Below are 10552 nucleotides of genomic sequence, written 5' to 3' on the forward strand. Positions count from 1 at the left end.
CACGCGTGTCCTACCCAATGGAGAAAAGGTGAGGATTCCTGGTCATTACAAGGCACCGAGCTAGTCCCGAAGCGCTAGCATGGATGAGCCATCCTGGGGCTGAGGAATCATGCAGCAGTCCATTACCGGTTACCATCTCGATGATGAAGGCCACTGGGTGGCTGAACTTGCCTGTGGTCACTACCAGCATATCCGCCACCAACCTCCCTTCGTCAATCGACCCTGGGTCATGAATGAGGAAAGCAGAAGGTCCATGCTGGGATTCTTGCTGGAATGCAAGAAATGCGATGAAGGGGCACCCAAGGACGGGCAATAGCCATGCCGCAACGGATATCCGACTGCCTAGACAGACGAAAGGGCAAGCCATTGGCTTGCCTTTCCTATGCGTAGACCCAAAGAAATTTGACTCGCTACCCCTTGGGCCCCAGCAATAGCCAGATGACCAGGCCGACAACGGGAAAGATCAACAGGATCAGGATCCATAACAGTTTAGCGATGGGTCCGGCTGAACTCTTGGCGACCTTGACGACCGCCCAGATGACGATGATCAGCCATATCAGACCCAGCAGGCCACCGACTTCGATTCCCATAGTGCACACTCCTTTGCCATTTGATGGATTCCTTCATGTCAGAGGTAGCATAACTTCTTGACCCGACACAAACGGGTAGACAGCGAAAAGTCCTTCACCCTTTTTGTGCATCGGGATGCGGTAACCCTCGACAAACGCTTTCTATAGCGTAGACCGGACCCGACTCGGAAGTTCCCAAACCACACGATGCAGCGCTAGCCGATGAGTTTGCCATTGACGATTTAATCAAATGATTAATAGAATCTGGCACACTCCATGGATGGCTTTGGCCTCTTTTACATCGGCATATCGAGGACTGCACACATGTGGTCAAACCGCTCACTAGCCATACTCCCGCTGCTGGGCTGTCTGGCTCTGTTGAACACCGGCTGTACCGCCGAGAGCAAGGAGTCCCCGACACCCGCCCGGGTGGTGGATACCTATGTCGTCCAGCCTGCGAACGGCCCATCCATCACGACGCTTTCCGGCCAGATCCAGGCGGCAGAGAAGACCTCACTGAGCTTCGAGATCTCGGGAGAGATCGAGCGCATGGCAGTGGATGTGGGCGACCACTTCGCAGCAGGAGACGTCCTGGCGGAACTCAACGACGCGCGCTATCGGCTAGTCCTTAATCAACGCCGAGCAGAGGAGAGCGAAGCACGAGCCCAACACCAGGAAAAACGTCAGGATTACACGCGTCAGGCCAGCCTCCAGGAAAAGGGGTTCGTCAGCCAGGCACACCTCGATACTGCTAGAGCAGCGTTGGATACGGCCGAATCGCAGCTTGCTTCGGCGGCAGCCGCTCGGGAGTTGGCAGAACGCGACCTGCGCATGACCAGCCTGCACGCCCCTTTCGATGGCTCGGTCAGCCAGCGTCATGTCGAACCTTCCGAACGGGTCAGCGCCAATCAGGCGGTGTTCGGGGTGATTTCCGAACGCGAGGGTTTCGAGATGCATACCAACATCCCCGAAACCCTGGTCACTGCGATTCCTCCCGACTCGACTCATCGCGTTTCCGTGCCCGCCCTGGATGGCGCGTCAATACCCGCCACCGTCAGGCATCTGGGGACCCAGCCCCAGTCATCCAACAATTACCCCATGGTGCTGTCCCTGGACGACGCCCCACCCGGCCTGCGCTCGGGCATGACGGCTCAGGTCGAGCTGTCGATCCACAAGGCTCAAGCAGCCGATACACAAACATTGCAGTGGTCTATCCCTCTGACCGCGCTGGTGTATGACCCCGAAGGTAGCGCGCATGTACTACGGGTGACGGATGAGATGCGTCTCGAGCGCGTCGCGGTCGACGTCGACTCGATCGACGATGGTGTCGCCATCATCCATGGCGAGATGACAGCCGGAGAGAGAATCGTGGCCCGCGGTGCCGAGTTCGTCAGCGAGGGCGAAACCGTCAGCCTACTCGGCCAAGGGCCGGAGCGTTACAACTGAGGCACGCATGAACCTGTCGCAGATCGCCTATCGGCGCCGTCCCGTCTTCTATCTGGCCACCGTGGTCGCCATGCTGTATGGCGTGGTCAGTTACTTCACGCTCCCGGCACGCGAAGACCCCAAGATCACCATTCGCGAAGCAGTGGTGAGCACGGCCTTCCCCGGTCTTCCGGCGGAGCAGGTGGAAGAGAACATCACCAAGCCCCTGGAAGAGAGCATCCGCTTGATCGGCGAAGTCGAAGAGATCCGCTCGACCTCGATGCGCGGACGTTCGATCCTGCATGTGGAAATCCAGGACCGCTATTTCGACCTGGATCAGATCTGGGACGAAGTCCGCAAAAAAGTCGAGGCCGTACGCCCCAGCCTCCCCGCAGGCACCCAGGACCCGGTCATCGACGACGATTTCGGCGATGTGGCCGTGGTCACGGCGGCACTCACCGCCGACGACTTTCCGCAGGCCGAGCAGCAGGAAATCGCCGAGCACATCCGCGCCGCACTCTATGCCACCGATGGCACCAAAAGTGTCGAACTGATCGGCGTGCAGCCGCAACGTATCTTTATCGACATCTCCGAAGCCAAGATGGCTGAATTGGAGCTGTCGCCCTCCGATCTGGCCACACAAATCCAGAAACGCAACATTTTCCCCCCAGGGGGCGTATTGGAAGCCGGTGAGCAGCGACTGGCACTGGAAATCAGCGGCGAATTCCCCAGCGTGGAAGCATTGGGCGACGCCGAGATCCGCCTACCGAACGGCGGTGGCACACTGCGGCTGCGCGATCTCGGCGAGATCAGCCGCGGCTATGCCGATCCCGTCGACAAGCCGGCTTATTTCAATGGCAAACGCGCTATCGTGTTTGCGATTTCCATGCTCGACGGGGTCAGCGTCCTGGATTACGGCCAGGCGATAAAGGCACGCATCGACGAGCTGCAAAAGACGCTCCCGGTGGGCTACCGTCTCGAGATCATGACCTTCCAACCCACCCAGGTCGCCAATGCTGTCTATGGCGTGACGTCGAGTGTGCTACAGACCCTCGGCATCGTATTGGCGGTGGTGGTCCTGTTCCTGGGCGTGCGTACCGGGCTGATCGTTGGTTCCATCATTCCCGCCGTGATGCTGGTCACCCTGGCCATCATGGGCCTGTTAGACATGACCTTGCAGCGTGCCAGCCTCGCCACGCTGGTGATCGCACTGGGGTTGCTGGTCGACAACGCCATCGTCATCGCCGAGGACTTCAAGACCCGCCTGGAGGCAGGCAGCCAACGCGATCAGGCACTCCGCGAAACCGGCAGCGAACTGGCGATTCCACTGCTGTCATCGACGCTGACCACCGTCCTGGTGTTCCTGCCCCTGATGCTTGCCCAGCACGTCTCCGGCGAGTACACCCGCTCGATCTCCATCGTCATCGCCATCACCTTGCTGAGTTCCTGGTTCCTGTCGCTGACCGTCACCCCTGCCCTGTGCCATCGTTTCCTCAAGGCGCCGACGAGGGCCGGCGATGGCGAAGCGGAGCCCACCAATGTTTCCGATCGGATGTTCCGGGGCATGTCACGGCGCTACGCCTGGTTGCTGCGACGCCTTCTCAGGCACCGTGTGCTGTTCCTGGGCGTCATGGCACTGGCGCTGGTGGCAGGCGTGGCCATCATGCAAGCGGTACCCAAGAAGTTCTTCCCCGACTCGGATCGCAACCAGGTACTGGTGTATGTCGACTTTCCCTCCGACATCGCGGCCAGCGAGGCGGACCGCAAGATGCAGCGACTCACTAGGGAACTGCAGCAAGTGCCGGACATGAGCGATGACATCACCAGCATCGCCGCCTATTCGGGGTTTGGCGGGCCGCGCTTCGTGCTGTCGCTGACGCCGATCGATCCCGCACCCAACAAGGGATTCATGGTACTCAACGTCGCCGATCGCGACCGGGTCGATCATGTGATCGGTTCGACGCGCGCATTCTTCGCCAACCAATATCCCGACGTCTCACCACAGGTGACCAAGATGTTCCTGGGACCGTCGGACAGTAGCCTGCTGGAAGTGCAGGCCAAGGGGCCTGACCGGGACGTGCTCTATGCAACGGCCAAGGAGGTCGAAGCCATCCTGGCCAGCCTCGACGGTGCCATCGACATTCGCCAAAGCTGGGAAGCCCGGATTCCCTCGCTGCGCATCGAGGTGGACCAAGCGCGGGCACGTCAGGCCGGCATCACCTCGGAAGACATTGCGAATTCGTTGCAAAGTGCCATCGACGGCTACCATCTGAGTCACTTCCGTGAAGGCGACGATATCATTCCAGTGATGCTGCGCTACGCCAAGGAAGACCGCTCGAGTCTGCAGCGCCTCAAGTCGCTGACCATCTACCCGCTCGACTCACCAGGCGACGGCGTGACACTCAACCAAGTCGCGTCCATCGAGCTCGACAATGGCTACTACCGTATCGATCGCGAGAATCTGGTGCGCACCATCACCGTCGAGGGTCGCAACCGCTACCTGACGGCTGAGGATATGGTGCCGCGTCTGGAATCACGCCTAACCGAGCTGGAAGCGAGTTTGCCACCAGGGCATTGGATCGAGTTCGACGGTGTAGTCATCGAGTCTGCCGAGGGGCAAGCGGCACTGCAGGCCAACCTACCCATTTGTCTAGGTTTGATCTTCATCCTGCTGGTGGCGCAGTTCAATTCGTTCAAGCGCCCACTGCTGATCGTCGCCACCATTCCGCTGATCATCACCGGCATCGCTGTGGGATTGCTGGCGATGCGCGCCGATTTCGGCTTCATGGTGCTGCTGGGCATCTACAGTCTGGCGGGCATCATCATCAACAATGCGATCGTGCTGATCGATCGTATCGACATCGAGCGAAGCGAGCCGGGCGCGAAAGCCTTGGATGCCGTGGTCAAAGCCTCGGAGAGACGCCTGCGGCCGATCCTGATGTCGGCCGCCACCACGATTCTCGGCTTCCTGCCACTGATCGTCGGCCACGACCCACTGTTCTACGGCATGGCCAGCGCCATGGCTTTCGGGCTGGGCATGGGCACCCTCATGAGCCTGGGCGTGGTCCCCGTGCTGTACACTTACTTCTTCGGCATCGATACGCGGCCCCAAGCCGCCGAGTGAAAGAGAGCAAATGACAGATGGGAGAGCAGTCCAACCCACATCAGCCCCGGGACAATACCCAAGAAAAACTGATCCATGCCGGCATCCAGCTGTTCGGCGAGCTCGGCTACAAGGCGACGACCACCCGCATGATCGCCGATGCCGCCGAGGCCAACATCGGCTCGATCGCCTACTACTTCGACAACAAGCATGGTCTCTACCTGGCAGCGGCACGCTATATCGCCGGGCAGTTACGCCAACGGCTACGGCTGGACGAAGCCATCATGGCCAATGACGCTGGAGGAGAGCCGGATCGCCAGACGGCAATGGCGGCCCTGCAAGACATGACCCGTCACATGGTGAAAGTCTTCACCGAAGATGACGAGTGCCGTCAATGGCTGCTGTTCGTGATGCGCGAACAGGTCAACCCTACCGAAGCCTTCGACATCCTGCACGCCCAGGCCTTCGGCACCGTTCAGGCGATACTGAGCACGCTGATCGCGATACTGACCGGCCGTTCCCGCGATGACCGGAGGGTGATCGTCGAGACCCATACGTTGGTCGGCCAGATCGTGTTCTTTCTGATCTGCCGCGAGCCCCTGCTACGGCGTCTGGGCATCGAAGCGCTCGATGATACCGTCATCGCCATCATCGAAGACGTAATTGCCTCGCATCTGCGGGTCTATGAAGCGGATTGATTGTCACCGAGAGTGAGGTGGCCGCTCTTGATGTAGATCAGCGCACCGTCCTCCCCGGTAAAGGGGGCATGCCTGCTTTGGTGTGGGCTGCGCAGCCAGCTTCCCCTGGGGTAAGCACCATGCTCATCATGGTAGGTGCCCTCCAGTACCAGGATTTCCTCACCGCCCCAGTGGGTGTGCGGCTCGCAACGAATGTTGGGAGCCCACTTCACCAAAGCGACATACTCGCCCTCGAAGTCGTGAAGCGGCATCGTCATCAGCCCTTGCTCCGGCCCGGGTTGCCAAGCAAGCGCCTGGGTATCGATGACCTTGCGCTCGGTGTCACGGGGCGAGAACTGGTGAAGTTTGACGAACAGCAGGGTGCCCTGCCGACCCGCACTAGGTGAGTGTGAGGTGCCGATGGGGTTGCGTAGGTAGGTTCCCGCCGGGTACGTACCATGCTCATCGGCGAACTCGCCTTCCAGCACCAAGATTTCCTCGCCACCACTATGCTCATGAGGCGGGAAACGGCCGTCGGGCGCATAGCGAACCAGCGAAGTGGCGCGCGCCACCTCCTCACCGATGCGATCCAGCATCATTCGCTGCACGCCCTGTGTCGGTGAATCCACCCAGCGATAGGCATCTGGCGTCACCACCGCTCGCTCGGAAAAATCGGCGTTGAGTCGCATCGTGCTTTCTCCACTTGGCTACCACTTAGCATTCTCGGTCACATCGGAGCACACATCATCACCATGCATGGTGAAGGTTGTCTTATTCGGCTAGCGTAAGAACCAAGGGGGCTTCCTTTTGAGGAACCGGCCATGCCATCCACCAAGGCACCACTCTTATTCCTGCTTTTGCTCACCAACCTGCTCGTGAGCTGTGCCCTTCCCCCCGAGCCTCAGGTTGCCTTGTACGAGCCTTCCAGAACCCCGTATGCCATCTATGCCCCTTCCCAATGGGACCGCAAGGGTCTGGAAGCCCAACCACGCCTCGCCGCCTACCGCGACCGCCTTCCCCCCGACGTAAGCTACACACCGGGTACGACATCCTGGCAAGAAGTATCGCATGAAGTGCCGGGAGCCCTCACCATTGCGGTCAGTCGACAGGATTCACCAGGCACGCTGTTACAAGCCCTGGCCAGCGAGTTGGACCTGGGCGAGCCACTGGGCCGTTCGATGTGGGAGCAGACCCAACGTATTTACCGCGAGGATGAACGCGCCATCGGCGTGATACTACAGTGGGGGTTTTACGATGACGCCATTCAAGGCCAGGACTATCGGGTATGGATGAGACAAAATGGCCAAGGCTGGTACGTCGAGCGAATGGAAACCCGCTACCACTGTGGACGCGGTATCGGTGAAAATGGGCTCTGTATTTAGGAAGGAGCCTATCCCCATGCCCCAAGAAGACCAAGACCCTAGTATCATTCATATCGCCGCCGCGCTGATTACCGACGCGCAAGGCCGTCTGCTATTGGTTCGCAAACGCGGTACCCAAGCCTTCATGCAGGCTGGAGGCAAGATCGAGCCGGGCGAAACCCCAGCCGATGCGCTGATCCGAGAACTTCGCGAAGAACTGGGTAGTGTGCCTACCGACCTGGAATCATTAGGAGAGTTTGCGGCACCAGCGGCCAACGAGCCGGGACATGTCGTCGCGGCACATCTCTTTCTCGCCACGATGACGTCCTCCATCCGGGCAGCGGCAGAGATCGAGGAAGTCGTCTGGGTCACACCGGAGGAAGCCACCGCACTTCCTTTGGCTCCCCTCACTCGCGACCGGGTTCTACCTCTGGCCCTGGAAGCCTTGTTGGATTGACACGAATGTAAGGGTCAGATGTTGGCCCGGCTTTTGCACTGGTCATATCGTAAATGAGTCAACCCGTAATGCCGCACTGCGTCATGTAGAATTTTCTCTTACCTGCTTTCCCTGATTCTAAGGAGCCTCCCTTGGCCGTCGACCTGCTGTACAACGCGCTGATCTTTCTTGCCGCAGCGGTACTGATCGTACCGATCTTCAAGTGGCTGGGGCTTGGCGAGGTACTGGGTTACCTGGCTGCTGGGGTGGTCATCGGCCCCTCGATGCTGGCATTGGTGCCGGATACCGAAGGCGTATTGCAGTTCTCACAGGTAGGCATCGTGTTCCTGTTGTTCGTGATCGGTCTGGAACTCAAGCCAGCACGCCTCAAACTGATGCGCAAGGCGGTATTCGGTTTCGGCAGTTTGCAGGTCACCATCACCACGCTGGTGCTCGCCATCGCTGCCTGGTGGCTGGGGTTGGCACCGACCGCCGCACTGGTGGTTGGCTTCAGTCTAGGATTATGCTCCACACCACTGGTACTGCACCTACTTGGTGAACGTAAGGAGCTACAGACGCGCCATGGGCGCAACGCCTTCGCACTCCTGCTGTTCCAGGACATGGCGGCGATTCCGGTGCTGGCGATCATTCCCATCCTCGGCGCTGGGTCGCTGATGGCCGATGGCATGAGCCCACTGTTGCGCGAATTCATCCTCGGCACAGGCGCCTTCGCTGGCCTGATCGTCAGCGGGCGTTATCTGTTGCGTCCGCTGTTCCGGCTGGCGGCAAGTACCCGCAGCCGCGAAGTCTTCGCCGGTACCACCCTGCTGGTGGTGATTGGCGCCGCACTGTTGATGGATACCGCCGGACTATCGATGGCCATGGGCGCCTTCATCGCCGGAATACTGCTTGCCGACTCGGAATACCGCCACAACATCGAGGCGGACATCGAGCCCTTCCGCGGCCTGCTGCTGGGGTTGTTCTTCATGGCCGTGGGCATGACCGCCCAGCTTGGGCTGCTGGCCCAACAGCCACATGTGATTCTCGGCCTAACGCTGGCGCTGCTGCTGGCCAAGGGGCTGAGCATGGTGCTGGCGGCGCGACTGTTCGGCACCGGCTGGAAGGAAGCGAGCAATCTCGGCGTGCTGCTCTCTCAGGGCGGCGAGTTCGGCTTCGTGGTCCTCACCGCAGCGGGAAGTGCCGCATTACTGGATCAGGGCCTGGTGAGCCTATTGGTGCTGGTGATCTCGTTGTCGATGGCCACCACTCCGGTGCTGTTGTTGATCCATGTACGCTGGATTCGGTCGTTATTCGAAGCATCGAAACCTAAACCGGTCTACGACCATCCCCTGGACGACTCCCCCCAGATCATCCTCGCCGGCTTCGGCCGCTTCGGACAGATCATGGGGCGCGCGCTGCAGGGGTTGAAGATTCCCTATACGGTACTCGACATCAACGCCGATCACGTGGAATTCGTGCGCCGCTACGGCAACAAGGTGTATTTCGGTGACGCCTCGCGCATTGACCTGTTGCGTGCCGCCGGTGCCGGCAAGGCCCGAGTGCTGGTGGTGGCGGTAGGTGACATCGAGGCCTCGATGCGCATCGTCGAACAGGCCAAGCGCCAGTTCCCGCACCTGCGTATCTTTGCCCGAGCCCGAAACCGGTATCACGCTCACTTGCTGATGCGGGCCGGTATCCACCACATCGTACGCGAACTGCTACCCGCCAGCCTGGAAATGACCCGCGACGTGCTGATCGAGCTGGGCATCCCGCGCGAGCAGGCCCAGCACACCATCGACACCTTCCGCCCTCACGACGAACAGGCATTGATGCGTCAGTTGGAGGTTTTCGGCAACGAGAAGAAACTGATCCAGACCGTACAGGAAGCCGCTCGCGAACTCGAAGCCCTGTACGAAGCCGATGAGGAAGTCGCCACCACGCCCCCACGGCACGGCAACGTTCCCCAGGAACGACAAGATATCTGAGCGACTCAGCCTCCATCATCGGCTATGGCTGCCAACGCCATGGGGCGTAAGTACCATCATAGAACTTTTCATCGGCCGCACGGAGGCCAATACTGGGAAGGTAGCAATCACGCCGAGAAACACTGCTGTCAAGCCCACCGACAAAGAGGGGATACAAGATGGCAACGATAGAAGAAGGCGTGGCCCAGCATTGGAGTCACGGTTCACTGGAGCGCGAGATCCTCGACGGATTGGCCGCCATGGGACGCGACCTGGACAACGTGCAGATCGAGGACCTGGCTGCTGTAGACGAGTTCCACATGGGTGGCCATGAGGCCACTGTACATCTTGCCTCGCAGATGGGTCTCAGGCCGGGCATGTCGCTCGTCGAAATCGGCAGCGGGATCGGCGGGCCAGCACGATTCTTCGCCCACCAATATAACTGCACGGTGTCGGGGATCGACCTGACGCCCGAGTACGTCGCCGTCGCTGAGACACTGACCCGGATGGTAGGCCTGACGGAGCATGTCACATTCCGTGTAGGCAGCGCGATGGACCTGCCGTTCGACGATGCGAGCTTCGATGCAGCCACACTGCTGCATGTGGGGATGAACGTGCCGGACAAGGAGCGCCTCTGTGCCGAAGCGGCGCGGGTAGTCAAACAGGACGGCGTGTTCGGCGTCTACGAGGTCATGCGTACCGGGGAGAGCGACCTATCATTTCCGGTTGCCTGGGCCGATACCCCGCAGATGTCGTTTCTCGCCCCCCTGTCCACCTATCGGCAGGCACTGGAGACAGCCGGTTTCGAGGTGACGGCGGAAGAAGACCGACGCGACCCAGCTCTCGAGTTCTTCCATCGCATCAAGACGCGCATTGCGGAAAGCGGACCTCCTCCACTCGGGCTCCACATTCATCTGGGACCGCAAGCTCCACAGAAGATAGCGAACATGATTGCGAACCTGGAGCGGGGAATCATTGCGCCGATCCAGATGATCTGCCGGCGCCGATGATCCGGTT

10 protein-coding genes are annotated in these 10552 nt (G+C 60.1%); 8 read left to right on the top strand and 2 right to left on the bottom strand.

Going from position 1 to position 10552, the window contains the following annotated elements; genetic code table 11:
• Nucleotides 1-109 precede the first annotated feature (109 nt).
• Nucleotides 110-316, top strand: a complete 207-nt coding sequence (locus L861_RS14255; protein WP_016417164.1) for a DUF3565 domain-containing protein — start codon at nucleotides 110-112, stop codon at nucleotides 314-316.
• 94 nt (nucleotides 317-410) lie between these two features.
• On the opposite strand, the gene L861_RS14260 is transcribed toward L861_RS14255, so the two are convergent.
• On the bottom strand, nucleotides 411-590 hold the full coding sequence (locus L861_RS14260) for a PLDc N-terminal domain-containing protein (RefSeq protein ID WP_016417165.1): 180 nt from the start codon (nucleotides 588-590) through the stop codon (nucleotides 411-413).
• A 303-nt stretch (nucleotides 591-893) separates the two neighbouring features.
• Between L861_RS14260 and L861_RS14265 the strand changes: the two genes are divergently transcribed.
• The 3 genes from L861_RS14265 to L861_RS14275 are packed head-to-tail and all read left to right on the top strand — an operon-like array spanning nucleotide 894 to nucleotide 5795.
• Nucleotides 894-2015: an efflux RND transporter periplasmic adaptor subunit gene (locus tag L861_RS14265; RefSeq protein WP_016417166.1), complete on the top strand. Its 1122-nt coding sequence runs from the start codon at nucleotides 894-896 to the stop codon at nucleotides 2013-2015.
• Nucleotides 2016-2022: 7 nt separating this feature from the next.
• The gene (locus tag L861_RS14270) at nucleotides 2023-5118 is read left to right on the top strand and encodes an efflux RND transporter permease subunit (RefSeq protein ID WP_016417167.1); all 3096 of its coding nucleotides are present in this window, start codon (nucleotides 2023-2025) and stop codon (nucleotides 5116-5118) included.
• A gap of 17 nt (nucleotides 5119-5135) precedes the next feature.
• A complete protein-coding gene (locus tag L861_RS14275; RefSeq protein ID WP_016417168.1) occupies nucleotides 5136-5795 on the top strand; it encodes a CerR family C-terminal domain-containing protein in 660 nt (219 codons plus the stop codon).
• On the opposite strand, the gene L861_RS14280 is transcribed toward L861_RS14275, so the two are convergent.
• Nucleotides 5780-6463, bottom strand: a complete 684-nt coding sequence (locus tag L861_RS14280; protein WP_016417169.1) for a cupin domain-containing protein — start codon at nucleotides 6461-6463, stop codon at nucleotides 5780-5782. The genes L861_RS14275 and L861_RS14280 overlap by 16 nt on opposite strands.
• A 132-nt stretch (nucleotides 6464-6595) precedes the next feature.
• Between L861_RS14280 and L861_RS14285 the strand changes: the two genes are divergently transcribed.
• From L861_RS14285 to L861_RS14300, 4 genes are all read left to right on the top strand, one after another.
• Entirely contained in the window at nucleotides 6596-7156 is a 561-nt protein-coding gene (locus L861_RS14285) for a hypothetical protein (protein ID WP_016417170.1), read from the top strand.
• A 16-nt stretch (nucleotides 7157-7172) separates the two neighbouring features.
• Entirely contained in the window at nucleotides 7173-7592 is a 420-nt protein-coding gene (locus L861_RS14290) for an NUDIX hydrolase (protein ID WP_016417171.1), read from the top strand.
• Between the two features lie 131 nt (nucleotides 7593-7723).
• Nucleotides 7724-9556, top strand: a complete 1833-nt coding sequence (locus tag L861_RS14295) for a monovalent cation:proton antiporter-2 (CPA2) family protein (RefSeq protein ID WP_016417172.1) — start codon at nucleotides 7724-7726, stop codon at nucleotides 9554-9556.
• 158 nt (nucleotides 9557-9714) lie between these two features.
• A complete protein-coding gene (locus tag L861_RS14300) occupies nucleotides 9715-10545 on the top strand; it encodes a class I SAM-dependent methyltransferase (protein WP_016417173.1) in 831 nt (276 codons plus the stop codon).
• Nucleotides 10546-10552: the final 7 nt, after the last annotated feature.

The sequence above is a fragment of the Litchfieldella anticariensis FP35 = DSM 16096 genome (genome assembly GCF_000409775.1).
GTDB lineage: Bacteria > Pseudomonadota > Gammaproteobacteria > Pseudomonadales > Halomonadaceae > Litchfieldella > Litchfieldella anticariensis.